The sequence below is a fragment of the Streptomyces sp. NPDC050548 genome, assembly GCF_044457385.1.
Lineage (GTDB): Bacteria > Actinomycetota > Actinomycetes > Streptomycetales > Streptomycetaceae > Streptomyces.
This window is the reverse complement of the sequence record NZ_JBITGV010000027.1, coordinates 1-25,998: the sequence shown is the minus strand read 5'-3', so window position 1 is coordinate 25,998 and position 25,998 is coordinate 1. Positions and strand designations below refer to the sequence as shown.

17 protein-coding genes are annotated in these 25,998 nt (G+C 71.9%); 9 read left to right on the top strand and 8 right to left on the bottom strand.

The window, feature by feature from the left end; translation table 11 throughout:
• Nucleotides 1–9: 9 nt before the first annotated feature.
• Nucleotides 10–954, top strand: coding sequence for an aldo/keto reductase (locus ACIBJH_RS44180; protein ID WP_399122633.1), 945 nt, complete (start codon nucleotides 10–12; stop codon nucleotides 952–954).
• Nucleotides 955–960: 6 nt separating this feature from the next.
• Here the strand turns inward: ACIBJH_RS44180 and ACIBJH_RS44175 are convergent, their stop codons facing one another.
• From ACIBJH_RS44175 to ACIBJH_RS44160, 4 genes are all read right to left on the bottom strand, one after another.
• Nucleotides 961–2,265 carry a PrsW family glutamic-type intramembrane protease gene (locus ACIBJH_RS44175; RefSeq protein ID WP_399122632.1) on the bottom strand — a complete coding sequence of 435 codons (1,305 nt, stop codon included), beginning with the start codon at nucleotides 2,263–2,265 and terminating at the stop codon, nucleotides 961–963.
• A 49-nt stretch (nucleotides 2,266–2,314) separates the two neighbouring features.
• On the bottom strand, nucleotides 2,315–3,118 hold the full coding sequence (gene trmB, locus ACIBJH_RS44170; RefSeq protein ID WP_399122631.1) for a tRNA (guanosine(46)-N7)-methyltransferase TrmB: 804 nt from the start codon (nucleotides 3,116–3,118) through the stop codon (nucleotides 2,315–2,317).
• A gap of 12 nt (nucleotides 3,119–3,130) precedes the next feature.
• Nucleotides 3,131–4,390, bottom strand: a complete 1,260-nt coding sequence (lhgO, locus tag ACIBJH_RS44165) for an L-2-hydroxyglutarate oxidase (protein ID WP_399122630.1) — start codon at nucleotides 4,388–4,390, stop codon at nucleotides 3,131–3,133.
• A gap of 150 nt (nucleotides 4,391–4,540) precedes the next feature.
• Nucleotides 4,541–5,965, bottom strand: a complete 1,425-nt coding sequence (locus ACIBJH_RS44160) for an MFS transporter (protein WP_399122629.1) — start codon at nucleotides 5,963–5,965, stop codon at nucleotides 4,541–4,543.
• Between the two features lie 671 nt (nucleotides 5,966–6,636).
• Here ACIBJH_RS44160 and ACIBJH_RS44155 point away from each other — a divergent pair.
• A complete protein-coding gene (locus tag ACIBJH_RS44155) occupies nucleotides 6,637–8,718 on the top strand; it encodes an asparagine synthase-related protein (RefSeq protein WP_399122628.1) in 2,082 nt (693 codons plus the stop codon).
• Here the strand turns inward: ACIBJH_RS44155 and ACIBJH_RS44150 are convergent.
• Entirely contained in the window at nucleotides 8,678–9,730 is a 1,053-nt protein-coding gene (locus ACIBJH_RS44150) for a helix-turn-helix transcriptional regulator (protein WP_399122627.1), read from the bottom strand. The genes ACIBJH_RS44155 and ACIBJH_RS44150 overlap by 41 nt on opposite strands.
• Nucleotides 9,731–9,831: 101 nt before the next feature.
• Here ACIBJH_RS44150 and ACIBJH_RS44145 point away from each other — a divergent pair, with 101 nt between their 5' ends.
• The 4 genes from ACIBJH_RS44145 to ACIBJH_RS44130 all read left to right on the top strand — a co-directional run bounded on the left by ACIBJH_RS44145 (nucleotide 9,832) and on the right by ACIBJH_RS44130 (nucleotide 16,877).
• A complete protein-coding gene (locus ACIBJH_RS44145) occupies nucleotides 9,832–11,277 on the top strand; it encodes an MFS transporter (protein WP_399122626.1) in 1,446 nt (481 codons plus the stop codon).
• Between the two features lie 111 nt (nucleotides 11,278–11,388).
• A complete protein-coding gene (locus tag ACIBJH_RS44140) occupies nucleotides 11,389–12,312 on the top strand; it encodes a dioxygenase (RefSeq protein WP_399122625.1) in 924 nt (307 codons plus the stop codon).
• Nucleotides 12,313–12,387: 75 nt separating this feature from the next.
• Nucleotides 12,388–13,332: an alpha/beta fold hydrolase gene (locus ACIBJH_RS44135; RefSeq protein ID WP_399122624.1), complete on the top strand. Its 945-nt coding sequence runs from the start codon at nucleotides 12,388–12,390 to the stop codon at nucleotides 13,330–13,332.
• A 272-nt stretch (nucleotides 13,333–13,604) separates the two neighbouring features.
• Nucleotides 13,605–16,877 carry a BTAD domain-containing putative transcriptional regulator gene (locus ACIBJH_RS44130; protein WP_399122623.1) on the top strand — a complete coding sequence of 1,091 codons (3,273 nt, stop codon included), beginning with the start codon at nucleotides 13,605–13,607 and terminating at the stop codon, nucleotides 16,875–16,877.
• Here ACIBJH_RS44130 and ACIBJH_RS44125 read toward each other — a convergent pair.
• Together ACIBJH_RS44125 and ACIBJH_RS44120 are read right to left on the bottom strand one after the other, a co-directional pair.
• Complete coding sequence (locus ACIBJH_RS44125; RefSeq protein ID WP_399122622.1) at nucleotides 16,864–18,819, bottom strand: sigma-70 family RNA polymerase sigma factor; 1,956 nt, start codon at nucleotides 18,817–18,819, stop codon at nucleotides 16,864–16,866. The two genes, ACIBJH_RS44130 and ACIBJH_RS44125, sit on opposite strands and share 14 nt — an antisense overlap.
• A gap of 415 nt (nucleotides 18,820–19,234) precedes the next feature.
• Entirely contained in the window at nucleotides 19,235–20,011 is a 777-nt protein-coding gene (locus ACIBJH_RS44120; RefSeq protein ID WP_399122621.1) for a TetR/AcrR family transcriptional regulator, read from the bottom strand.
• A gap of 377 nt (nucleotides 20,012–20,388) precedes the next feature.
• Between ACIBJH_RS44120 and ACIBJH_RS44115 the strand changes: the two genes are divergently transcribed.
• Nucleotides 20,389–21,756 (top strand): NAD(P)/FAD-dependent oxidoreductase, encoded by a 1,368-nt coding sequence (locus ACIBJH_RS44115; RefSeq protein WP_399122620.1) that lies wholly within the window; start codon nucleotides 20,389–20,391, stop codon nucleotides 21,754–21,756.
• 235 nt (nucleotides 21,757–21,991) lie between these two features.
• Nucleotides 21,992–23,653 (top strand): SpoIIE family protein phosphatase, encoded by a 1,662-nt coding sequence (locus ACIBJH_RS44110; RefSeq protein WP_399122619.1) that lies wholly within the window; start codon nucleotides 21,992–21,994, stop codon nucleotides 23,651–23,653.
• A gap of 1 nt (nucleotide 23,654) precedes the next feature.
• On the opposite strand, the gene ACIBJH_RS44105 is transcribed toward ACIBJH_RS44110, so the two are convergent.
• Nucleotides 23,655–24,938, bottom strand: a complete 1,284-nt coding sequence (locus ACIBJH_RS44105; RefSeq protein ID WP_399122618.1) for an MFS transporter — start codon at nucleotides 24,936–24,938, stop codon at nucleotides 23,655–23,657.
• A gap of 98 nt (nucleotides 24,939–25,036) precedes the next feature.
• Here ACIBJH_RS44105 and ACIBJH_RS44100 point away from each other — a divergent pair, with 98 nt between their 5' ends.
• The gene (locus ACIBJH_RS44100) at nucleotides 25,037–25,585 is read left to right on the top strand and encodes a MarR family transcriptional regulator (RefSeq protein ID WP_317887720.1); all 549 of its coding nucleotides are present in this window, start codon (nucleotides 25,037–25,039) and stop codon (nucleotides 25,583–25,585) included.
• Nucleotides 25,586–25,998 lie beyond the last annotated feature (413 nt).

The window sequence follows — 25,998 nt, the reverse complement described above, 5'->3', positions numbered from 1 at the left end:
AGGTAGAGCATGACTTCTCTTCGCAAGCTGGGCCGGTCCGACCTGGAGATCTTTCCGCTGAACCTCGGCGGCAACGTGTTCGGCTGGACCGCCGACGAGGCGACCTCCTTCGCCGTGCTCGACGCCTACGCCGCCGCGGGCGGCAACTTCGTCGACACCGCCGACTCCTACTCGGCGTTCGCCCCGGGCAACCAGGGCGGCGAGTCCGAGACCGTCATCGGCAAGTGGGTCAAGGCCCGCGGCAACCGCTCCGACGTCGTCATCGCCACCAAGGTCAGCCAGCACCCCGACTTCCCGGGCCTGTCCGCCGCCAACATCAAGGCCGCCGCCGAGGCCTCCCTGCGCCGCCTGGACACCGACCACATCGACCTCTACTACACCCACTTCGACCAGGTCGAGGTGCCGGTCGAGGAGATCGTCGGCGCGCTCGACGAGCTGGTCAAGGCGGGCAAGGTGCGGCACATCGCCGCCTCCAACATCTCGCCCGAGCGCCTTCAGGCCTCCCTCGACTTCTCCGACCGCGAGGGCCTGGCCCGCTACGTCGCGATCCAGCCCCACTACAACCTCGTCTCCCGCGACACCTACGAGGGCGAACTCCGGGACGTCGCCGAGCGCAACGGCCTCGCGGCGCTCCCCTACTTCGCCCTCGCGGCCGGCTTCCTCACCGGCAAGTACCGGCCCGGTACGACCGTGGACAGCCCGCGCGCCGGACGGGCCGCCGGCTACCTCGCATCCGAGCGCGGCCAGAAGGTCCTGACCGCCCTGGACGAGGTCGCCCGGGCCCACGACGCCTCCGTCGCGACGGTCGCCCTCGCCTGGCTCGCCGCCCAGCCCACGGTCGCCGCCCCCATCGCCTCCGCCAGGAGCCTGGAGCAGCTGCCCGACCTGCTCGCCGTGGCCGAACTGGCCCTCACGGACGCCGAGATCGAGCAGCTGACACAGGCGTCGGCCTAACGGGCGTCAGGACCGGTACGGGTTGTACACGGGAGTCCCGTACGACCCGTACACCGGCCACGGCGGCACCACCACCGGCACCGGCGGCGCGATCCGCCGCGCCGCGTACTCCAGCGCGGGCCGCGCCACCTCCCGCAGTTGCCACAGCTCGTGCAGCAACTCCCTTTCCCGTACGGCGAAGTCGGCACCGGCGCGGCCCCGTGCGGCCCGGTACCGCAGGAACGCCAGGGAGGTCGCGCAGGCCTCGTAGCGGGCCACCGAGCGGGCCGCCGGGCGGCCGAGGCAGTGGCCGGCGTACTCGCGGGCCAGCCGGCGGGCCCGCATCGAGCCGAGCACGAACGGTTCGCTCGGGGTCAGCCAGCCCGCGAGCACATACACCGGCAACTCCTCGCGCACCGCGCGCAGTTCACGCTGCCGAGTCCAGACCGCGAGCCAGGTCAGCAGGCCGAACGCGGGCACCATGAAGAGGCCGTAGACCTCGAAGAAGCCGTACTGGCCGAAGGTCGAGGAGCCGTTCCAGACCGCGTGCATGCCCATCGCGAGCAGCAGTCCGGTCAGTGGGAGCAGGACACGCCGGACATGGCGCCGGTCGGGGAAGCGGGCGGCGAGGCCGAAGCCGATGCCGGTGAGGACGGTGAACAGGGGGTGCGCGAACGGGGACATGACGATGCGCACGAAGAACGTCGCCGCCGTCACGGAGGTGAAGCCGCGGTCGCCGGTGAGCTGGTCGGTGCCGAAGGCGGTGCCGAGGTAGAGGATGTTCTCGGTGAACGCGAAGCCGGTGGCGGTGACCCCGGCTATCACCACCCCGTCGACGATCCCGGTGAAGTCCCGTCTGCGGAACAGGAAGACGAGCAGCACGGCCGCCGCCTTCGCCGACTCCTCCACGATCGGCGCTATCACCGTCGCGCCCAGGGTGTCCGCGCCGCTCGGGTCGGCGGTCGCCGTCGCTATCCATCGGGTGGCGAAGCTGTTGGCCACGATCGCTATCAGCGCGGCGGCGCAGGCCCCCCAGGCGAAGGAGAACAACAGGTTGCGCCAGGGGCCGGGGTCGACCCGGTCCAGCCAGCGGAACGCGGCGACCAGCAGCGGCACGGGCAGCACGGCGAGCCCGAGACCCACCAAGAACCCTTCCGTACCGGTCTGTTGGCGGACGAGGGCGAGGATGACGAGCCCGGAGAGCGCGAGCAGCGTGATCAGCGCGCCGTAACGGACTCCTGTCCGGTGCCACCAGCGCCCGCGCGGCACGTGCCCGGGCACACCACCGGCCGGGTGGCCGGGGTGCGGTGGGTACGGCGAATACGTGGCCACGGCATCGACCCTAACGAGGTAAGGGCACGGCCCGCGAGGGAGCCTGGCTTCAGCGCTGGTCGTCGTGGGGTACGCGACGGAACAGCAGATCGTTCACGACATGACCCTTGTCCAGTCCCTGCCCCTCGAAACGGGTCAGCGGCCGGAAGTCCGGACGCGGCGCGAAATCGCCGTCGGGTTGGCTGTTCTCGAAGTCCGGGTGCGCGCCCAGCACTTCGAGCATCTGTTCGGCGTACGGTTCCCAGTCCGTCGCGCAGTGCACGGTCGCCCCGGGCTTGAGCCGGGTCGCGGCCAGCGTCAGGAACTCCTCCTGGATCAGCCGCCGTTTGTGGTGCCGCTTCTTCGGCCAGGGGTCCGGGAAGTAGACGCGCAGCCCGTCGAGCGAGTCCGGCGCGAGCATCTCGCGCAGCAGGATGATCGCGTCCCCGTTGGCGACCCGGATGTTGGAGAGCCCGTGGTGGTCGGCGAGGCCCAGCAGATTGCCCTGCCCCGGGGTGTGCACATCGGCGGCGAGGATGTTCGTCGCCGGGTCGGCGGCGGCCATCTGCGCGGTCGCCTCACCCATCCCGAAGCCGATCTCCAGCACGACGGGGTTGTCGTTCCCGAACAGCTCGGTCAGGTCGAGATTCCGCCGACCGTCGATGTCCAGGCCCCACTTGGGCCACAGGCGCTCCAGGGCATCGGCCTGCGCCGTCGTCACGCGACTCCGGCGCGGCTGGAAACTCCGGATGCGGCGCTCGAAGTGGGAGCCGGCGGGGTCGGGCTTGGGGCCGTCGGGGAAACGGGGTTCGTCCCTGCGGGTGCGCTGCGCGGGCTGGGCGGGGGCGTCGGGGGTGTTGGGGGACTCAGACACAATGCGTCGATTTTACGGGGAACCGGGAGCCGCCGGCTGCACCGGGAGCCGGACGCCGTCCTCCTGCCCCAGCACGGCCAGCGCACGCCGGGCAACCTCTCTCCCGATGGGCAGCGACGCCGTCGCCGCCGGGCTGGGGGCGTTGAGGACGTGCACCGCGCGGGGGCCCTCCTTGATCAGGAAGTCGTCGACGAGCGTGCCGTCCCGCAGGACGGCCTGGGCCCGCACCCCGGCCGCCGAAGGCACCAGGTCCTCGGGCGTCACGGCCGGGAGCAGCCGCTGTACGGCACTGGTGAACGCGCTCTTGGACACCGACCGCCGCAGCTCCCCCACCCCGTACCTCCAGTGCTGCCGCGCCATCCGCCACACCCCGGGCCAGGCCGCCGTGGTCGCGATCTCGCGGGGGCGTACGACACCCCAGCCGTAGCCCTCGCGGGCCAGCGCGGGCACCGCGTTCGGCCCCACGTGCACGCTGCCGTCGATGCCGCGCGTGAGGTGCACACCGAGGAACGGGAACGCCGGATCCGGCACCGGATACACCAGGCCGCGCACCAGCTCGGGCCGCGTCAGCGTGTAGTACTCGCCGCGGAACGGCACGATCCGCATCCCGGGGTCGTCACCGGTCAGCCGGGCCACCTCGTCGCACTGCAGCCCGGCGCAGTTCACCAGCACGCGCGCGCGGACGATGTCTCCGCCTCCGGCACCGTCCGTCGTCCGGACGGCGACCCCGCGCTCCGGGCGCCGGTCGACATGGGCGACCCGCGCGTCGTAGCGGATCTCGGCGCCGGAGGCCTCGGCCAGGTGCCGGGCGACCGCGACGTAGTCACAGATGCCGGTCGTCGCGACCTCTATGGCGGCGAGGCCGCGCACCTCGGGCTCGTACTCGCCGATCTGGCTCCCGCCCAGCTCGCGCACCGGAATGCCGTTCTCCCGGCCGCGCTGGACGAGCGCGTGCAGGCGGGGCAGCTCGGCGCGCTCCGTGGCGACGATCAGCTTGCCGGTGACGGCGTGCGGAATGCCGTACTCCGCACAGAACTTGACCATCTCGGCGGCGCCGCCCACCGCGTACCGCGCCTTGAGCGAGCCGGGCCGGTAGTAGATCCCGCTGTGGATCACCCCGCTGTTCCGCCCCGTCTGATGCCGGGCGGGACCCGCCTCCTTCTCCAGCACGGTCACCCGTGTCCCCGGAGCGGCCCGGCCGATCGCATACGCGACCGACAGCCCGACGATCCCACCCCCGACCACGAGCACATCACAGTCGTACCCGACCACCGCGCACCACCTCCCGCATCCGATAGTGCACTGCACCACTGACAGCCACTTCAAACGCCGGGATCTGGAGCGCCCCAAAGGGGCGCGGGGAACTGCGCGACCAGCCCCAACGCGCCCGCACTCGCGCATCTACCGAAACCAGGCAAATCCCTAGGCGGGCGCCATCAACAACGGCCGAGCCCGCTCCCGCAGCTCGACAACCCGAGGCTCATCCCCATACGGCTCCAGCCGATGAAGAAGATCCTTCACATACTCCGTCGTCCGCGCAGAAGAGATCCGCCCGGCGACCTCCACCGCCCGCACCCCCTGCTCACAAGCCGCGTCAAGATTCCCCGACTCCAACTCGGCCACCGCGGAAACCACCAGCCGGAGCCCGTGCGACCGCACGAACTCCTCCGTCGGCTTCGACAACGCCTGCTCCGTGAACCTCCGCACCTGCCGAGGCGCCTTCAGATCCCGGTAGCACTCGGCCGCGTCGGCGGCAAAGCGGTCGTAGCCGTAGAAGCCCAGCCAGGACGGATCGTTGTCACCCTCCCGGGACCGCTCAAGCCACCCCTCCGCGGCCTTCAGCGCCGCCCCGGCCGCCTGGGCGTCCCCCGCCTTCGCGTGGGACCGTGCCTCGACGAGCCGGAAGAAGCTCATGGTGCGGGCAGTGGCGAGCCCCCGGTTGCGCTCCAGGGCCGCCTGCGCGAGATCGACGCCCTCGTCGCCGAATCCCCGGTAGGTCGCCTGCAGGGACATCGACGCCAGGACATAACCCCCCAGCGGTACGTCCGCCGCCGCGCGGGCGAGCCGCAGCGCCTGGATGTAGTACCGCTGCGCGGCTTCCTGTTGCCCGGTGTCGAAGGCCATCCACCCGGCGAGCCGGGTGAGTTCCGCGCTCGCGCCGAACAGGGCTCTGCCGACCTCGTCGGAGTACGAGCCGAGCAGCAGCGGTGCCGCCTCGACCCGCAGGCATTCCGGCACCATCGACGAACGCCAGTCGCCGCCCCCGTACTTGGAGTCCCAGCGCCTGGCGTCCTCCGCGGCCTCCCGCAGTTTCTGCACATCGCTGTGGCCGACTTTGAGCGGTGCGCTCGTGCCCTCCGCGGAGTTCGCCTCGCGCGCCACCGAACTGTCGGCCGGGGTTATCAGCCAGCGTGAGGCGGGCGTTGCGTATGCGCTGACTGCGAACGACCCGGCGAGGGACTGCCAGATGCCGCCGGAGCCGGCCCGGCGGCCGGCGAGGTCGAGTCGGTACAACTCCGTTGCGGAACGCACGGCTTGACCGACGTCCCTGGGGAATGCGAGGCCCACTTCCGGCGCGGGATCCGCGTCCGCCAGGCCGATCTCGTGGAGCGGCACCGGGCGGCCGAGCTTCTGGCCGATGGCGGCCGCGATGAGGTGCGGGGCGGCGCCCTGGGGCACCATTCCCTTCGACACCCAGCGCGCCACCGACGTCTTGTCGTAGCGAAGTGTCAACCCGCGTTGAGCGCCAAGATCGTTGACGCGACGCGCGAGTCCTGCGTTGCTGATTCCCGCGAGGGCGAGAACGGTGCCGAGTTTTTCGTTCGGCCCGCGTTGCTCCCTGGACATGCGCCACCCCTCGACACAGACGGCTGCCGCGCTGGCATAACCATGCGGCATTCGTAAACCCAGCGTAGTTCGCCGCATCCCAAGCGTTAAGGGGCATTGTTCCGGATGGCGGGATTGTGGTCCGTACGCGAGTGCGGGGTTTGCACGGAGGGTTGCGACGTGCCCCCGCCGTGTGGCCGTGCGCCCGTGTGTGCGCTCTTCTCCGGCCATCGCGGGAGCGCTTCGATGGATCGTGCGTGGGTCGGCCCGCTGTACTGGATCCAGTGGGCTGGGGGACACCGCCGCCTACATCCCCGCGGGCGGCGGACCGGTCCGGGAGGCGTACTCCGCCTCCCGGACTGTGCGCGGTACGAAGCGGTGCGCACGGCATGTACGGAGCGTGCGCGAGCCTGTGCTCGTAACACCGATTTGGCCGAAAATCGCCCCCGCCTCTCGGTGTCGAATACCGCTCCTACCACGGGAGTTGAGGGCGCGTTAGGGGTTTTGGGGGAGCGTATCGGGGGCGCATTCGCGTCGCGGACGTAGGGTCGTCCTTGTCCGGTTGTCCCTCGTCCAGGGCGTCTTCGCGCGATCTCAAGCGGCTTCTCCGGCCCTCCGGAAGGCGTCCTTCATGGCAGCATGGTGCCCAGTTCGTGCGGTGCACTGGTTGTCCACAGCCTGTGGAGGCGTCGATGCGGTGGTTGGTGGGATGGAGCAGTACCGCCGCTGGAGCCGCCGCGATCGGTTCCGCGGGGGCGACCGGACTCGACGGTGAGACGGTCCATCCGGTGGGGTCCCAACTCCTGTGGGGAGACCCGGATCCGCTGTGGGCGGTCGGCGACTGGCGGCCCGACGAGGTGCGGGTCGTGAAGGTCGACGCGGAGACCCGGATCGCGGTCCTCGGTACGTGCGGCGCCTCCGACGAGGAGCTGCGCCTCAGCCTGTTCTCCGCGCGCGGAGGGGCACTTCGGCATCTGACGGCCTGGTCGGGGAGTTACACGGCGGTCGTCAAGGTCGGCCGCCGCACCATGGTCTGCGGCGATCTCGCGGGCGCCAAGCCGGTGTTCTACACCCCCTGGGCCGGCGGTACGGCCTACTCCACGGCCGCGCTCCCGCTGGCCGACCTCATCGAGGCCAACCTCGACTTCGGGCACCTCGCGGCCCTGCTCGCGGCCCCCGATGTGCCCGCCGCGCTGCACGACTCCACTCCGTACGACGGCGTACGTCGCATTCCGCCGGGGCATGCGCTGATCCTGCGCGCCGGGGCGCGTGAGATCGCCGGGTACGAGCCGGTCGCCTCCCTCGCCGTCGCCGCCGCGCCCGTTGACCCCGACAGTGCGGTGGACGCCGTACGCGACGCACTGGTCGACGCCGTGCGTGCGCGCCTGTCCGCGCCCCGGCACGTTCCCGACATCGACCCGGGCCCGGTACCAGGCATGGGGCCCGCCGAACGGCGTGCCGCGCGCGGGATGCCCGTCCCCGGCATCGGCGCCGACCTCTCCGGGGGGCCCGCCTCCGGGACGCTGGCCCTGCTCGCCGCCGGACTGCCGGGCGCGCCCGGCACGGTCCTCGGACACGGCACCGGCGCGGGCGAACGGCTCCTCGCCGTCACGTTCAACGATCTCGCCGTCCGCGGACGCGAGTCCGAGGTGGAGCGCGCGGGCACCCTCGCGGCCAACCCCCGTCTGCACCACGTAGTGGTCACCGGCGGCGAGGACGTCCTGCCGTACGCCGACCTCGACGGCCCCCTCACCGACGAACCCGGCCCCTCCCTGATCACCGCAGCCCGCCACCGCGCCCGGCTCGCCGCGGGCAGCGCCGACCACTTCACCGGCTACGGCGCCCGCCAGGTCCTGGACGCGCACCCCGCGCGTCTCGCGGATCTGCTGATGGACCGCAAACGGCGCCATCTGGTGCGCCCGGTGGCCGCGTTGGCGAAGGCGGACGGTTCGGTGATGGTCCCCGCGCGCGTGTACGGCGCGGCCCGGCGACTGGCCCGTACGCCCTACGGCGCGGGTCTTGAGGTCCTCGCCGACCGCCTGATGAACCAGCGTTTCGACGAACCCGGCGGTGCCGTCGGAGCCTCCCTCGCCGCGCTCACCTGGGCCAGACCGGGGCCCGCCGCGCGTTGGCTGACCGGTGAGGCCCTAGCTGAAGTATCGGTTCGCCTACAAGGGGCGCCCAGCCGCCAGGGGGTCGGCCCGGGACAGCGACCCGGCGACTTCCGCGCGCGTGCCGCCCTCGCCCGCCACGCCTCCGACCTCCGCGTCCTGGAGCAGGCCGCCGAGATCCGCTCCCAGCGCCTGCACACGCCCTTCCTCGACAACCAGGTGGTCCGCGCCTGCCGTTCCCTCCCCGAGGCGCTACGCGTCCAGCCAGGGGCCCGCGCGGCCATCCTCCGTACGGTCCTGGAGGGCGCCGGCGTCGGCGACCTCCCGCCCGGCTGGGGCGCCCCCTCCCACGCCTCGGCGGCAGCCGCGTCCCGCACCGGACTCCGGGTCGCCGCGGACTCCTTGATGGCCCTCTTCGACACACCCCTGCTGGCCCAGGCCGGCCTGGTGGAGGCCCGCGTCGTCCGCAAGGCGCTCCGCGCGGCGGCCCAGGGCGAACCACTTCCCCTGGACGGCCTCGCGGACCTCGTCTCCCTGGAACTGTGGCTCGGCCGCCTGCTGGCCCGCCGGGGCACCTGCTGGACGGGAACACCGGCACGCGCGCGTGCGGTACCGGCGGGGATCAGACCGCAGCGGGGGGCGCTGGCATCGGGGGGTGCGTGAGGGGGAACGGGCGCGGGGACGGGTCGGTGTCCGGACCCTTGCCGCCGGCCTGCCGGGTCACCTGGTCCTCGCTCTGTGACGCGTCGGTGCTCCCGCTGCCGAGCCTGACCCAGTCCTCCCAGGTGTGGCCGCAGGGCAACACCTCCGGGTTCTCGGCCTCCCCGCTCGCGAGTCGGGCCTGCGCCGTCGCCGTGGCCTCGTCCGCGGGCACGAACACCTGGATGCGCAGCCCGGCCGTGCCATGGACGCCGAGGCTGGTCGCGACGAAGCGCAGGATGCCGACGGCCGGCTGGTAGAAGACCCGCAGCATCTGCCCGAAGCCCTGCACCTCGTTGCGCGACCACAGCTTGGCGAACAGCTCGCTGCGTTCGTTCATGACCCGGATGAAGTCCTCCCAGTACGGTTCGCCGACGTGCCGCGCGTAGGACCCGCGCAGCGTGGCGATCATCGCCGGAAGCGTCTCGTGCCGGTTGACGAAGGGGTGGCAGCACGTCGGGAGGTCGAGCATGCACCAGAACACGTTGTGGTCGAACTTCTCCAGGTTGCGCCCCAGGGGGAACAGCGTGTCGAGCGCCGGATTCGTCGCGATCAGGTCGAGGCGCTCGTTGACCACCATGGCCGCGTGGCTCATCCCGTGCAGCACCTGCCGGACCTCGTCCGGAAGGCCGTAGGGCGGCGGCTCCGCGAGCCGTACCGCCGACTCGGCGTCCGGGACCCGGGCCAGCGCGTACAGGTGGCGGTGCTCGGCCGCGCCGAGCCGCAGCGTGCGCGCGATGGCGTCCAGAACCTGTGTGCTGGCGTTGATCGGGCGGCCCTGCTCCAGCCACGTGTACCAGGTCACGCCGACCCCGGCGAGCTGCGCGACCTCCTCACGGCGCAGACCGGGTGTGCGACGCCGCGGCGCCGGGGGCAACCCCACCTGCTCGGGTGTGATCCGCTCACGGCGGGAGCGCAGGAAGTCGGCCAGTTCGGTGCGTCGTACGGCGTTCTTCACCGCGGCCAGATCCGTCATGGGCACAGTCTCCCGTTTTGGCCGTCCCGGTACCAGGTGGTGACGGTAATAGGATAATGGGGCTCTAGGTAACAGAATGCGGGCGCCCGCACGATGAGCCCATGTCCGCGATCATCGCATCGGCAAACGGCGAAAGTGCCGACGAGTCCCGTAGCGCGACCCCGCGGGGGCGCAACGCCCTCCTGACCGTCATCCTGCTCGGCCACTTCATGGCCATCCTGGACGTGGCCATCGTCAACGTGGCCCTCCCCAGCATCCGCGCGAACCTTCACTCCTCGGGCGCCGGACTGCAACTGTCGGTGTCCGGCTACACCATCGCGTACGCGGCGCTCATCGTCACCGGCGCCCGCCTCGGAGACCTGCGGGGCCACGCCCGGCTCTACCGCGCGGGCCTCGTGGTGTTCACCCTCGCCTCCCTCGCCTGCGGGCTCGCCCCGAACACGGGCACCCTGATCGCCTTCCGGCTGGTCCAGGGCATGGGCGCGGCCCTGATGGTGCCGCAGGTGCTCTCGCTCATCCAGCGCGTCTTCAAGGGGCACTCGCGGTTCAGGGCCATGAGCCTCTACACCGCCGTGCTCTCCGGCGGAGCGGTCGCCGGACAGGTGCTCGGCGGCCTGCTGGTCAGCACCGACCTCCTCGGCGCGGGCTGGCGGCTGTGCTTCCTGGTCAACGTCCCGATCGGCGTCGGCGCGCTGATCGCCGGCCTCTGGGTGCTGCCGAAGGACAGGGGCGAGCCGGGCCGCGGACTCGACCCGCTCGGCGTCGCGGTGCTCACCCCGACCCTCCTGGCCCTCGTCGTACCGCTGGTGCTGGGCCACGACGAGCACTGGCCGCTGTGGGGCCGGCTGCTCCTCGGCCTCGGCGTGCTCGGTCTCGTCCTGTTCGTCCTCGTGGAGCGGCGCGTCGGACGGCGCGGCGGCACACCGGTCATCCCCGGACGCGTGCTGCGCCACCCCGGTTTCGCGGTCGGCGTCGGCACGGTGTTCCTGAGCATGGCGCTGATGATCGGCCTGATGTTCTCGATCACGCTGCACATGCAGGGCGCGCTGCACTTCACTCCCCTCGACTCCGGCCTCTCCTTCGTCCCGTACGCCCTGGCCGTCTTCGTGACCGCGATGACCTGGCGCCGGGTGCCGCAGCGCTGGTTCGTGACCGAGGCCATGGCCGGCTTCCTGCTCGCCGCGGTGTCCCTGCTCGGCCTCGCGGCGGTACTGCACGGCGGCGGTACCGGCGGTGTCGCGCGCTGGATCCTCATGGCGCTGCTCGGTACCGGCCTCGGCCTCGGCTTCAGTCCCGTGATGGGTCTGACGCTCGCACGCGTCCCGCTGCGCGACGCGGCCGACGCCGGCGGCGTGATCGCCACGCTCACCCAGGTCGGCCAGGTCACCGGAGTCGCGACGGTCGGAACGCTGTTCCTCGACCTCGACTCCGGAACCGCCGGTTCCTCCGCCCACGCCATCACCGTCGTCTGCGTCGTCACCGCCGCCCTCGCGCTGCTGGGCGCCCTGGCCACGCTGGGCATTCCGCGGCTCGGCGCACGCGGGTGAGCGCGGCTGAACGACGACGGCGCGGGCGCACCAGAAGACCGATCCCGGTACCGATCCCGGTACCGATCTCCGTACCGATCTCCGTACAGATACCGACAGTTGAGGACGAAGATGAGTAAGGGCCACGACCACGCGAGCGCCACGTCGTTGGAGGACAGGCTGTTCACCGAGCAGCGCTCGATCGAGGTGGTACAGCGCAGCCTCGCGGGGACCGCAGACCCCCGGCTGCGGCAGATCCTCGAATCGCTGGTCGCGCACGTGCACACGTTCGTCAAGGACGTCCAGCTGACCGAGGCCGAATGGGCGGCCGGGATCGACTACCTCAAGCGCGCGGGCCTGCGGTCCGGCGGCGTCCGCAACGAGGTCCGCCTGCTGTCCGACGTGCTGGGCGTGTCCATGCTGGTGGCGATGCTCAACAACCGCGCGGTGGGCCCGGTGACCGACATGGGCCTGGAGGGCCCCTTCCACTCGGTGGTGTCGCCGCCGAGGGAGCCCGGCGAGAACATCGCCGTGGCCGTCAAGGGGGAACCGTGCCTGGTCACCGGTACGGTGACCGGCCCCGACGGTGAGCCGGTCCCGGGCGCGAGCGTCGATGTGTGGCATGCCGACGGCGACGGCTTCTACGACGTCCTGCGTCCCGATCTGATGCCCAGGAACAGCATGCGGGGCGTGTTCACCACGGACGACGACGGCGAGTTCTGGTTCCGGTCGGTCGTGCCGGGCGGCTACCCGATCCCCGACGACGGTCCGGTCGGCGAACTCCTGAGGGCCACCGGCAGACACCGGTACCGGCCCGCGCACATGCACTTCGAGGTGACCGCGCCCGGATTCCACGCCCTGATCACGGAGTTCTTCGTCGCCGACACACAGCACATCGACTCGGACGTCATATTCGACGTCACACCGGGCCTGCTGTACGAGTTCCCGACGGTCGACGACCCGGCCGGGGCGGCCAGGATCGGCCTGGCCAACCCGTACCGGAGAGTGCACTTCGAAATCGGTCTGCGCGCCACGGACCCGGACACGCCCGCCTGACGACCCCGCTGTGACCACGCGCGGAGCCGGACGGGCCAGGAGCGCGATTCCAGACGATTTCCCAGGGGAGCATGCGTGAACTCTGCAATACCGGCGGCCGGTACAACCCCCACGAAGAAGGACGAAGCGGCGACCGTCACACAGCACCGATGGGCGGGCTTCCACTGCGAGTCGCGCCTCACCCGCAGTCCTTCGGCACGCACCGATCCGGTGGTACTCGTAGGAGGCGCTTTCCAGACCAAGGGGGGCTGGGGGCGCGTGGAGCGTGAGTTCCTCCGGTTCGCCGACGTACTCACCGTCGACCTGCCCGGATGGGGGACCAGCCCCGTGCTCCCCGAGCACTACGGCATCACGTTCCTCGCGGACGCCCTGGGCCACATTCTCGACGACCTCGGCCTGACCGCGGTGAACCTCTTCGGGAACTCGTACGGCACCGCCGTCACGTACCAGCTCGCACAACAACGTCCGGACCTCGTGACCAGGATGGTGCTGAGCGGCACCATGACACACCTCCCGGACGGGATGCGGTCACCGATGCGCCGCGGCATCGAGCTCGGCCAGGCCGGGAGGACGGCGGAGTCCGCCGAGCTGGGGGTCAGCAGCCTCATGAACCTCGACGCGATCGACTCGGTCGTCGCGGGGGAGCAGGTGCGGCGCTTCTTCCTGCGCCGGCTGCAGAACCTGACCGCCCACGAGAAGGAACAGTTCGTCGAGAACACGCGGCGGCTGTTCCGGTACATGCGGCTGGACACCAGCCGGCCTCCGGCGATGCCCGTGCTGGTCGTGGTGGGCGAACACGACCACTTCACGACGCCCGACATGTGCCGGGCGGTCGCCGAGACGTGCGTCGACAGCCGTTTCGCCGTCATCTCCCAGGCCGACCACATGCTGCTGCTGGAACGACCGACAGAGCTCGCGGACCTCAGTACGCGGTTCTTCCTCGACGACCCCCTGGAGGGCCTTGACTATCTCCGGGGGATCGAGCGGACACCACATGTTCCGGTCCTGGACGCGCCGTAGGCCGAGCCGGACGAGGTCGGAAGAGTCCCGCGCGGGCCTCCCCGGGGCCGCGCGTGGCTTCGGCCCCGGGGAGGCCCGAGCCGCGCGTGGCTTCGGCCGCACCCACGCGCGGGCCGCCTGCCCGGCCGGAACACCGAAGCCCTGCCGACCGGGCGCCCGACGCCCCCGGGCGAAAGAACACCCGGCCCGCCCCCACCCCGTCCCGGGGGCGGGAATCCCGCCGGTCCCGAAAACGCGGTGCCCCACCCTCACCCACCAGTGACAATGGCCCGGTGCGGTACGGAATCCTGGGCAGTACGCAGGCGGAGGACGAGCGGGGCGCCGTCGTGGCGCTCGGCGGTGCGCGGCTGCGCGCGCTGCTCGCCGCCCTCGCCCTGCACTCCGGCCGGATCGTCCCCTTCGGCACCCTGATCGACGAGGTGTGGGCCGAGGAACCTCCGCAGGACGCCCCGGCCGCCCTCCAGGCCCTCGTCGGCCGGCTGCGCCGTACCGTCGGCAAGGACGCCATCGTCTCCGAGCCCGGCGGCTACCGGCTCGCGGCGACCCGGGACGACGTGGACCTGTACGTCTTCGAACGGCTGGTGCGCCAGGGCACGGCCGCCCTGGAGCGGGGCGAGGCGAGCGTCGCCGCCCGCGACCTCGGCGAGGCGCTCGCCCTGTGGCGCGGGCCCGCCCTCGCCGACCTCCCCGACCGGTCCGCCGCCGCCCGCCCGGACGCGCTGCGCGAGGAGGCCACCCGCGCGCGGGTCGAGGCCGACCTGCTGCTGGGCCGCGCCGCCGACGCCGTACCGGAGTTGAAGGAACTGACCGCGGCCCACCCGTACGACGAACCGCTGCACGCCCTCCTCATCCGCGCCCTGCGCGACTCCGGCCGGGGCGCCGACGCGCTCGCCGCCTACGAGACCGCCCGGCGCGCCCTCGCCGACGGCCTCGGCACCGACCCGGGGCCGGAACTCCGGTCCCTGCACGGCGAGTTGCTCAAGTCGCCGCCTCCGGCCCACCGCGCCCGGCAGCCGGCACGCAGCGGCGACCACCCCGCCCGGCAGTCCGAACGCGACGGCAACCTGCGTCCACGGCTTACCTCTTTCGTGGGCCGGGAACCCGAGATCGCCGCCATCCGTTCCGAAGTGCACAGGGCCCGCCTCGTCACGCTCACCGGACCGGGCGGCTCCGGAAAGACCCGTCTCGCCGAGGAGGCCGCCGCCGGGCTCCCGCAGGCGTGGCTGGTCGAGCTCGCCCGGCTCGACCGGCCGGAGGCGGTGCCCGGCGCGGTGGTCAGCGCCCTCGGTCTGCGCGAGACCGTACTGATGACCACCGAGCTGGCGGTCCCGCAGGACGACCCCGTCGCCCTGCTGATCGAGTACTGCGCTGCGCGCAGCCGACTCCTGATCCTTGACAACTGCGAACATGTCATCGGCGCGGCGGCCGACCTCGCCGAGACCCTCCTGACCCGCTGCCCGGGGCTCACGATCCTCGCCACCAGCCGTGAACCCCTGGGCGTCCCCGGCGAGTCGGTGCGCCCGGTCGAACCCCTCGTCCCCGACCAGGCACACCGCCTCTTCGCGGAGCGCGCCGCCGCCGTCCGCCCCGACGCCGGGGCCGTGCTCCAGGACACCGAAGCGGTCACGGAGATCTGCCGGCGCCTCGACGGCCTGCCCCTGGCCATCGAACTCGCCGCCGCCCGGCTGCGGTTGCTCACCCCCCGCCAGATCGCCGACCGCCTGGACGACCGCTTCCGCCTGCTCACCTCGGGCAGCCGCACGGTGCTGCCCCGGCAGCAGACCCTGCGGGCCGTCGTCGACTGGTCCTGGGAGCTGCTCGACGAGCACGAGCGGACCCTGCTGCGCGAGGTCTCCGTGTTCGCCGGCGGCTGGGACCTCGCGGCTGCGGAAAGCGTCTGCACCGGCCCCGCGGCGGACCTGATCGGCGCCCTCGTCGACAAGTCCCTGATCGTGGCCACCCCGGGGGAGACGTCCGACGGCATGCGCTACCGCATGCTGGAGACCATCCACGAGTACGCCGTCGAGCGCGCCGCCGAGACCCCGGAACTGCGGGCGGCGGCCGAGCGCCGGCACCGGGCCTGGGCGCTCGCCCTCGTCGAGGAGGCCGAGCCGCTGCTCCGCTCCTGGGAGCAACTACTGTGGATCGCCCGCCTGGAGACCGAGCTCGACAACATCCGCGCGGCCCTCGACCGGACGATCACCGCGGGCGACGAGGCGCAGGCGGGTGCGCTGGCCCTCGCCGTCGGCTGGTTCTGGTGGCTGCGCAACTACCGCCGCGAGGGCGTCGACTGGACCGAGCGCATCCTCGCCCTGATCACCACCGAGACCGCTCAGGACCCGTTCGAGGCCTATCTCGCCGCCCCGGACACCGGGACCGACCACCCCCTGCACGCCCAGCGGATGAACCTCCGGATGCTGCACCTCTTCCTGGGCGCCGAATCGGGAGCCCTGGACCACCTGCCGAACGGACTGCGGGACGAGCGGCTGCGCCGGTACGTCACCCTGGTGCAGGCCTTCTTCGCCGGCGGAGGCCCGGACGCGGCCCGGATGCCGGGGCTCTCGTGGCCGTTCACCGCCTACTTCCTGCACGACACCATGGACATCCGTGACGTCATGGACGTGGCGGTCGCCAACGCCCGTGCGTACGGCGGCGATTGGGAGATCGCCGTCATCATGATGTTCCGCACGCACATGGTCGTCGACTCCCCGGGCGGCATGGCGGGCGTCGACGACGACCTGGCGGAACTGCGCGAACTCTGCCGCCGCGTCGGCGACCGCTGGGTGCGGGCCCAGGTGTCCAGCGCGGTCGGCGAGGCCGCCATGAGCCGCGGCCGCTTCGAGGAGGCCAAGGGGGCCTACGAGGAGGCGCTCGCCCTCGCCTACGAGGTCGGCGCCCACACCGAGACGCCCTTCCTCATCGCCCGGCTCGCCGAACTGGCCTTCCGCGCGGGTGACCGCGAGGCCGCGATCGCGGGCCTGGAAGAGGCGACCGAGGCCTCCGACCGGCACGGGGTCGCGGACGCCCACGCGTTCATCCAGCTGCTGCGCGCGCACATCGCCCTGGAGGACGGGGACGTGGTCCACGCCCGCGTGCTGTGCGAACAGGCCCGTGAGGAGAGCGGACGCGGCACACCGCCGCCGCAGTTCCGGGTGGCGCTGGGCGCGGTCGGCGCCCTGGTCACGGCCGCCGAGTCCGGCCCCGCGCGCGGGCTGGTGGCGATGGCCGCAGCCCTGCGCGAGGCGGTGGAGCTGCGCTGCGCCGAGGTGGTCACGGCGACACTGGTCGACCACGCGGCGACACTGCTCGCCGAACTCGGCGAACTCCCGCGCACGGTAAGGCTGTTCGCGGCGTCCGACCGGTTGCGTGGCGGCCATCCGCGCCCCATGCCCGAGCGTGCCCGGACCGAGCGCATCGAGGAGACCGTCCGCGCCGAGCTGGGTGCCGAGCGCTACGCCGCCGAGCGTGCCCGGGGCGAGTCCCTCACCGTGGACGAGGCGCTGTCCGAGCTGCCCGCCCCGGAGCCGGGCCCTACTGGCAGCTGAACTTCGACTCCGCCCAGTCGGCGAGCGCCAGACCGTCGAAGGAACTGCGCGGCTCGACCACCAGCTCCACGGTCTTCCGCCCAGCGAGATTCACATGGACCGGCACCGCCGGGTCCCCGCCGTCGATCTCCCCGGAGCTCCACAGCCGGGCCCCGTCGGCGTACACCGAGAAGGAGATCCTGCCGAGCCCGAGCATCATGTCGTCGACGCCGACCCTCGCGTCGTAGGAGACGCACTGCCGGTTGAGGTCGATCGTGACGGAGGAGCGGCCGTGCACGGTGACGCCGTGGGCGTAGCGCGTGCCGCCGATCGCGACGCCGTAGCGCTGCCACACCCAACTGCTGTCGCCGAGCCGGATCTCCGGGGCGGTGCCGTCGCCGTTGACGTTGTAGGAGAGCTCGCTCACCTGGAAGACGGTCGGCGCGGGCGGGGGCGTCGGGGCCGGAGTGGGGGTGGGCGTCGGTGTGGGCTGCGGTGTCGGGGTCGGGGTGGGCTTCGGCGCAGGGGTCGGGGTCGGCCGGGGCTTGGGTGTGGGGGTCGGGCTGGGGGTGGGGGTGGGTGTCGGCTCGGGGGCCAACACCGCAGGTTCCGGGGCGGGTTGCTTCTTCGGGTGGGTGGGGGTCGGTGACTCGGGTCTGGCGACGGGGGAGGACGAGGGGGCGGGCTTGGCCTCCGGTTTCCGCGCGTGGGTGTCGTTGCCGCTGAGCGCGAGGGCCAGCGCCGCCGCTGCCGCCGCGGCCACCACACCGGCCGCGATGCCCGCCTTCACCGGCGCGCCGAGCCCCTCGGAGGCCGCCGCGCCCCCGGCACCGGCCCCGCCCGACGAACTCCCGACTGCCGCTGCGGACGCACCGGCGGCCCCCGCCCCGCCCGACGAACTCCCGCTCGCCGCCGCGGCGGCGCCCGCGGCACCGGCCGCGCCCGCTCCCGCGCCGCCCGCGATGAGTGCGACCGCCTTGGCGTACCCGGCGGCGCCGAACCAGCCGATGACCGCGACCGGGACGACCGCCGGGATCCCGCTGGCGACCTCCTCGATCTGCAGCGCGGCCAGCCGGCACTTGGCGCACTCCTCCAGGTGCTTGCGCAGCCCGCGTTCGGCACGGGTGCGCAGCCGGCGGCGGGCGTAGGTGCCGAGCTGGTCGGCGTAGCGCGCGCACTCCTCGTCGTCGGTGAGGGTCGCGCTGACATGGGCCTGGAGATAGGCCTGCTTGAGGCCCTCACGGGCCCGGCTGGCCAGCACGCGCGTGCCGTTGGCGTCGAGCCCGAAGAGCGTGGCGACCTCGCTGGGCGACTCGTCCTCGACCTCGGTGTGCCACAGCACGGCCTGCCACCGCTCGGGCAGCGACCGGAACGCCCGCATGGCCATCGACTGCTCGGCCTCGTGCATGGCCCGTACGTCGGCGCCCAGATCGAGCGTGTCGTCGTCAGAGATGTCCGACACCCGCGCGGACTGCGCGGCGAACACCGCGAAGTCGTCGACGAGTTGCTCCCGCTTGGCGGACTTCGTCCAGTTGGCGGCGACACGTCGGACGGAGGTCAGCAGATAGGCGCGTACGGCGTGCTCGGGCCCGGAGCCGCCGCGCACCGCCTGGAGCATGCGGGCGAAGACCTCGGCGGTCAGGTCGTCGGCGGTGTGCGCGTCCCGGCAGCACGTCCGGGCGTAGCGGCGCACGGCGTCCGCGTGGCGCCGGTACAGCTCCTCGTACGCCGTGTCGTCACCGGCGCGCATCCGCTCGATCAGCGAGGCGTCGGCCGTGGGCATCTCCAGCGGCGGCGGGAGGACACTGCCCTCGCGCTGCGGCGGGACACTGCCCTCACCGGGATCGGCGTCCTGAGGGACGCCACCGGGCCGCCCGCCCTGGCTCGGCACCTGTGGTGAGGTCAGCCCACCGGCCTCCGGGTCACCGTCGCCCAGTGACTCGTCCCGCCCGTCAACGCTCATCGCGGAAAGCCCCCGCCGCCTGCCCAACCAGTCCAGAACACCGGGTCAGCGTAGCCATATTGGCTTTTGTTCAGGACCCCGTCGTGCGGACCATCCACTCGTCCGTGGGGACTTCCCGCAACGCAGTACTAGCGTTCACCCCTCCGGGGAAGGTTCAACTCTCGCCCCCGGAACGGGAGTTGGCGCGGATGTCTGAAATGTTCGGAACGTTCCCTGGCGTCGCCCGGGGCGGGAGCGCCACGGCACCCCCGCCCCACAGTCACCTATTCGAGTCACCCTGCCAACGCAGGTCGGCACCTTTCCCACACGGGCCCGCAAAATCAGCCCGTCCGGCGTTTGAGGACGAGGCCCCTTCAGGGCCGATGGGGGTCTGGGGGCGCAGCCCCCAGAAGACGCCCACACCAACACCGCCCACTCACAACGGCCGCGAACGCAACCCCTCCAGCAGAATGTCCAGCAACCGCGCCGAAGCCGCAGCCTGCTGTGCAGCGTCCGGCAGCGAGGGCGCCGCCGTGGCGATCACCAGCAGTACGTCCGACACCGACACGTCCGGCCGCAGCTGACCCGCCGCTCGCGCCCGGTCCACGAGCTGCCCGACGACCTCCAGCAGCGCCGCCGCCCCGGCGTCGTCGACCACCGAGCCCAGGGACCCCGCCGACTCCTCCGGAACCAGCCGCAGTTCACCCGTGCCCGGCTGCGTCCGCTGCTGCGGCACCCGCGCTTCGTCCAGCAGGGCAGAGCCCTCCACGCCCTCGTCGGCGACGCCCACCCGCAGCACCTGCGGCGGCAGCAGCCGCCCGGCGCCCGAGGCCACCGACGTCCGCAGGAAGCGCGACAGCGCCGACCACGGCTCGTCCTCCTGACCGAGCGCCGAACGCGCCTGGTCGGTCAGCCGGGAGGTCTCCTCCTCGGCTATCCGCCGGACCAGGACGTCCTTGCTGGGGAAGCGCCGGTACACCGTGCCGACACCGACCCGCGCGCGCCGCGCCACGTCCTCCATCGGCGCGCCGTAGCCCAGCTCGCCGAAGACCTCACGCGCCGCCCGCAGCACGTGCTCCAGATTGCGCTGTGCGTCCACGCGCAACGGCGTCGTGCGCGAGTTGTCCCCGCGTCCGTTTCCCGCCGTCGCACCGACCGCGGCGCCGGATGCGACGGCAGACGCGGATGTCCAATGAGAGTCCTGAATATGCATACACGTTCCCCCGGTTAATGACGTCTCCCCCCGGAGACTCCCCGCCATTGGCAGCCGGAGCATCGTGAGACAAGCCCGGTTCACGAACCACGCTTCTCGCGGGCTCGTTGAGCGCATCCCCCTTCACCCCGTCGACACACGAACATAGTTGAGAGGGGGTCAATTCAGAAGGGGCAGGTTCCGCACGGAGCGCCCCCCGATCGGAGTACGGGTCGCATACATCCCGATTGCGCCCCCCGACACCACCCCGATCACCCTCACTGACCTGCATACCTGCCCCGCACTCCGGCAATTCCGGCGCCCGCCCGCGGCCTCCCCGCCCGGTCACACAATTTGTCGAGCCTGTGGACAAACTCCAGCGCCGGGTGCGTCATGGGATGGTGAAGGAACGCGCGCGCATTCTCGTTGTCGGTGGCGGCTACGTCGGGATGTACACGGCCCTGCGCCTTCAGAAGAAGTTGAAACGTGAAATCAGGCGCGGGCAGGTCGAGATCACCGTCGTCTCCCCCGACCCTTACATGACGTATCAGCCGTTTCTTCCCGAGGCCGCCGCCGGTTCGATCTCCCCCCGCCATGTCGTTGTCCCGCTGCGCCGCGTCCTCGACAAGTGCCGGGTCGTCATCGGCGAGGCCACCGCCATCGACCACGCCAAGCGCACCGCGACCCTCAGCACCCTCGCCACCGAGGAGGAGGGCACCGGCACCGAAGAGCTGTCGTACGACGAACTCGTCCTGGCTCCCGGCTCGGTGGCGCGCACCCTGCCCATCTCCGGTCTCGCCGAGCACGGCATCGGCTTCAAGACCGTCGAGGAGGCCATCGGCCTGCGCAACCACGTCATCGAGCAACTCGACATCGCCTCCTCCACCCGCGACCCCGCGATCCGCGACGCGGCCCTGACCTTCGTCTTCGTAGGAGGCGGTTACGCCGGCGTAGAGGCGCTCGCCGAGCTGGAGGACATGGCCCGCTACGCCGTGCGCTACTACCACAACGTCCAGGCCGACGACATGAAATGGATCCTCGTGGAGGCCTCCAACCGCATCCTCCCCGAGGTCGGCGAGGAGATGGGCACCTACACCGTCACCCAGCTCCGCAGACGCAACATCCAGGTCCTCCTGGAGACCCGCCTCGCCTCCTGCGCCGACCGCGTCGCCGTACTCGACGACGGCCAGCGCTTCCCCACCCGCACCCTCGTGTGGACGGCCGGCGTCAGACCCCACCCCGTCCTCGCCGCCACCGACCTCCCGCTCACCGCGCACGGCCGCCTCAAGTGCACCGCCGAGCTGACCATCGAGGGCGCCACGCACGCGTGGGCCGCGGGAGACGCGGCATCCGTCCCCGACGTGACCGCCGACGCGCCCGGAACCGACACCGCCCCCAACGCGCAGCACGCGGTCCGCCAGGCGAAGGTCCTCGGCGACAACATCGCGCACTCCCTGCGGGGCGAGCCCCTCCAGACGTACGCCCACAAGTACGTCGGCTCGGTCGCCGCCCTGGGACTGCACAAAGGTGTCGCGCAGGTCTACGGACGGAAGCTGAAGGGCTACCCTGCCTGGTTCATGCACCGCGTCTACCACCTCAGCAGGGTGCCCACCTTCAACCGCAAGGCCCGTGTGCTCGCCGAATGGACCCTGGCGGGACTCTTCAAACGGGAGATCGTCTCCCTGGGTTCACTCGAACACCCGCGAGCCGAGTTCGAACTCGCGGCCGGTGGGAAGCCTCCGCACGACCCGAAGGGGTCGAACTGACCGGACCGAGGAACTCCACCGGCGGCCGGGGCGTCTGACGAATATCGGCCCGGTCCGCCACACTGCCAGACTGGTCCCCGACTTCGGACGGGCCCGCGCCCGCCCGTCCCACCCAAGAGGCTCTCCCCACTGTGCTGCATCCCCCGGCGACCGATGTGCGGCCCCCGCCGCGCGGCCCCCGGACCCCCGGCAGGGTCCGCAACCGGCCGACGACACCTACACGAGGCAAGGATTCGTGAACTTCACGCGCTGGAGCGCCCGGCTCCCCGGAACGCAGCGCCGCGCCGCAGCGCGGACCGACCACCAGGTCACCCCGGACCGCCGGGGCGAGGGCTCCGTCCCCGCGGCCCGCGCCGAGCAGCTCACCGACGAGCCGCCGCCCGCCCCCGCCGTCGACGACCTGCCCGTCCGCGAGGTCCTCGACCGCGTCCCCGCCCTCGTCGCCCTGGTGCACGGCCCCGACCAGCGCATCGCCTACGTCAACGACGCCTACGTGGCCGCCTTCGGCGACCGCCCCCTGGGCGCACCCGCCCGCGAGGCACTCCCCGAACTCGACGAACTCGGCCTGCTCCCACTCCTCGACCAGGTCCTGCGCAGCGGCAAGCCCCGCACCCTCAAGTCCCGCAAGGCCCCCGGCGGCCGCTCCTACACGTTCACCTGCACCCCGGTCGCCAAGAGCGCCGACGGCGGCGAGGGCGGCGTCCTGATCTTCGCCACCGACGTCACCGACCACGCCGAGGCCGCCGAGCGCCTGCGCACCAGCGAACGCCGCCAGCGCGAGACCGCCGTAACGCTCCAGCGCTCCCTGCTCCCGCAGGAACTCGAAGAGCCCGACGACCTGCGCATCGCCGCCACCTATCAGCCCGGCGGCACCGAGGCCGCGGTCGGCGGCGACTGGTACGACGTGATCACCCTCGGCGGCGGCCGGACGGCCCTGGTCATCGGCGACGTCATGGGCAGGGGCGTCCGCGCGGCAGCGGTCATGGGCCAACTCCGCACGGCGGTCCGCGCGTACGCCCGCCTCGACCTGCCCCCGCACGAGATCCTCCAGCTCCTGGACGGCCTCGCCACGGAGATCGACGCCAACCAGATCGCCACCTGCGCGTACGCCATCTTCGACCCGAACGAGGGCCGCCTGGTGTACGCCTCCGCCGGCCACCTCCCGATCCTCGTCCGCGACGAGACGGGAGAGGTCCAGCGCGCCGACGAACCCACCGGCCCCCCGCTCGGCACCGGCGGCTGGATCCACTCCTCCGGCACGATCCCGCTCAGCCCCGGCTCCACGGCGGTCCTCTACACGGACGGCCTGGTGGAACGCCGGGACGAGGACCTCGACGAGGGAATCGCCTCCCTGGAGCGCGCGTTGGCCGGCGCCACCGGCACCCCCCAGGTCGTCTGCGACCGCCTGGTCCGCTCGATGGGCGTCACCGCCGACCACGACGACGACGTCGCCGTCCTGGTCGTCCAGCACCCGACCCGCACCGGCCACGATGGCGACCTCTTCCGCAACGCGGCCCTGGAACTCCTCGGCGGAGTGGAAGCGGCCCCACGCGCGCGTGCCTTCGCCTCCGGAGTCCTCACCAGCTGGCGCTTCCCCACCGAACTGCACGACCTGGGCGTCCTGGCCGCCAGCGAACTGGTCGCCAACAGCCTCCAGCACGGCACCCCACCCATGCGCCTACGGCTGCGCCGCACCGACCGCCGCCTCATCGTCGAGGTCACGGACGGCGACGACCACCTCCCGCGCCGTCGCCGCGCGGAACCGGCCGACGAGTCGGGCCGAGGCATCGCGATCGTCGCGACCATCGCCACCACCTGGGGCTCCCGCCGCACCCCGGGCGGCGGCAAGGCGGTGTGGTGCGAGTTCGTACTCCCGAAGACAGCGCCCCCGGTATGACCTACACGTCCACCCCAACAGGCTCGACAGCCCCCCGAGCGACGACCAGACTCCCCTTCGCCCGCCACGGCTGATCCTGTACGGCGGTCAACTGCCGCCCCAGCCGCAGGGCGAGCACGCTGATCCCCAGCGAGAACACCAGGAACATCACGACGTACGGCCCCGGCAGCGAGGCCCCGAGCGGCCCGCCCACCGCGGGCCCGACGGCCAGCGCGAGCTGCTTCACCAGCGCGAAGGCCGAGTTGTACTGCCCGGCCATCCCCTCCGGCGCCAGATCGGCGACCAGCGGAGCGACGGTCGGCGACAGCATCGCCTCCCCGAGTCCGAACAGCGCGTACGTCGACACGAAGGCGGCCGTGGCCATCTCCTGACTCCCGTGCCCGAGCCCGGCATACCCCGCGGTGACCCACGCCAGCGCCCAGATCAGCCCGACCCCCGCGATCACCCTGGACCGCCGCCGTCGCTCGACGAACTTCAGCACGGCGAACTGCGCGACCACGATCATCGCGGTATTGGCGGCCAGCGCGGTCCCGAGGGCGGACGTAGAGATCCCGGCGGCCTCGACCCCGTACGCACTCAGACCGGACTCGAACTGCCCGTAGCAAGCGAAGAACATGACAAAGCCGAGCGCGCTCAGCTGCACCATGGCCCGATTGCCGAGCAGCTGCTTCCAGGCCCCCTTGGCCGACTGCGACGGCGCGTCCCCGATGACCGGCGAGTGCGGCATCCGCACGGTCGCCATCACCCCGGCGAGCACCAGGAACATCGCCGCTTCGATCCCGAACAGCAAGGTGAACGACGACGCACTGGTCGTGTCGACCAGATGACCGCCGATGAGCCCACCGACACCGAGCCCGAGGTTCTGCAGAAAGAACTGCATGGCAAACGCCCGCGACCGCGTCTCGGCGGTCGAACACTCCACGATCATCGTGGCAAGCGCCGGCTGCATCACGGCCTGCCCGGCCCCGAGCGCAGCGGCCGACACCAACACGGCCCCCGCACTCCCCGCCAGCCCCAGACTCATCGCTCCTACGGCGGCCAGGACCAGGGCGACGAGCAGAACCGGCCGCGGGCCACGCCGGACGATGGCCCGCCCGGCGAACGGCAGCACGATCAGCGCGGCCACGGCGAAGACGGCGAGCACGAGCCCCGCCGTCATACCCCCAAGACCCCGCACCTGCGCCACATAGACGTACAGGTACGGGACCGTGAAGCCGAGCCCGAACGCGCTGAGTGCGTTGCCCACGTGGATCCGGCGCATCGCTGCGCCCATCGCCCTGGTCACGTTCACCTCAATCAACTAGTTAGATCTGAAGACTTAGAAGCTAAAGAGTACATACTCAAGGACTTCAAGGCAAAGGAGACCCGTGCCATACTGCGCGCATGGCCGACACCAGCGGCGTCCCGGAGCCGACGCTCGACGAACAGATCGCCGCCTACCAGCGTGAATTCCGGGACCTCGACCCCCAGGTCGAGAAGATCGTCTCGGCCCTGGGCCGCCTCAACCGCCGCATGAACGTCGCCTACGGCCGCCAGACCGCGAACCTCGGCATCAGCAGCGCCGACTGGGAGGTCCTCAAGGCCCTCGTCCTCGCCGGCGACCCCTACCGGATGGGCCCCAGCGACCTCGCCAAGCGCCTCGGCCTCACGCCGGCCGCGATGACCCACCGGATCGACCGCATGGTCGCCGAGGGGCTGGTCACCAGGGAGCGGGACGAGTCCAACCGCGTCCGCGTGATCGTGGAACTGACTCCCGAGGGCCGCGGCAAGTGGCTGGAGGCGATGCGCATGGCGACGGTCTTCGAGGAGGACCTGCTCCAGGACCTGTCCCCGGACGAGCGCACGGTCCTCGGTGAGGTCCTCACCCGGCTGCTGCGTAGGGTGGAACACGCCCAGCCGGACGCCGGCGGGCGCCTGAGCGACCTGGACTGAGCGGTCTCCGACCCGTCTCCGACTCGCCCGGGAAAAGATCTTGACAGGGGTAGTTGACACACTCATCCCCGATCCGTAGAGTTCTCCGGGTTGCCGCCGAGCCGTAACGGTTCTCCGGCAGCACCTCCGCCGCGACAGCGGCAACCCAAACCAACCGCACGATCTCCCAACGGGATTGATTTCGGCGTGCCCGAATTCAATTCGATTTGGGCTCGGCCGTGTTCGATCAGGTCACTGGACCTCGATTGGAACTCCGCCGGGGGAATCGGCTAAGGTTTGAGACGTCGGAACGGCCCAACGGCCGGGATGGCAACCCCTTCTGACTGGGAGTCAGGCCCGAAAGGGTCTGATAGAGTCGGAACCGCCGGAAAGGGAAACGCGGAAGCGGGAACCTGGAAAGCACCGAGGAAATC

Excerpts from the sequence above, each read along its gene's own strand:
- ACIBJH_RS44180 (WP_399122633.1), top strand. The coding sequence starts at position 10 with ATGACTTCTCTTCGCAAGCTGGGCCGGTCCGACCTGGAGATCTTTCCG.
- ACIBJH_RS44160 (WP_399122629.1), bottom strand. The coding sequence starts at position 5,965 with ATGTCCAGGGAGCAACGCGGGCCGAACGAAAAACTCGGCACCGTTCTC.
- ACIBJH_RS44155 (WP_399122628.1), top strand. The coding sequence starts at position 6,637 with ATGCGGTGGTTGGTGGGATGGAGCAGTACCGCCGCTGGAGCCGCCGCG.
- ACIBJH_RS44150 (WP_399122627.1), bottom strand. The coding sequence starts at position 9,730 with ATGACGGATCTGGCCGCGGTGAAGAACGCCGTACGACGCACCGAACTG.
- ACIBJH_RS44145 (WP_399122626.1), top strand. The coding sequence starts at position 9,832 with ATGTCCGCGATCATCGCATCGGCAAACGGCGAAAGTGCCGACGAGTCC.
- ACIBJH_RS44140 (WP_399122625.1), top strand. The coding sequence starts at position 11,389 with ATGAGTAAGGGCCACGACCACGCGAGCGCCACGTCGTTGGAGGACAGG.
- ACIBJH_RS44125 (WP_399122622.1), bottom strand. The coding sequence starts at position 18,819 with ATGAGCGTTGACGGGCGGGACGAGTCACTGGGCGACGGTGACCCGGAG.
- ACIBJH_RS44120 (WP_399122621.1), bottom strand. The coding sequence starts at position 20,011 with ATGCATATTCAGGACTCTCATTGGACATCCGCGTCTGCCGTCGCATCC.
- ACIBJH_RS44115 (WP_399122620.1), top strand. The coding sequence starts at position 20,389 with ATGGTGAAGGAACGCGCGCGCATTCTCGTTGTCGGTGGCGGCTACGTC.
- ACIBJH_RS44100 (WP_317887720.1), top strand. The coding sequence starts at position 25,037 with ATGGCCGACACCAGCGGCGTCCCGGAGCCGACGCTCGACGAACAGATC.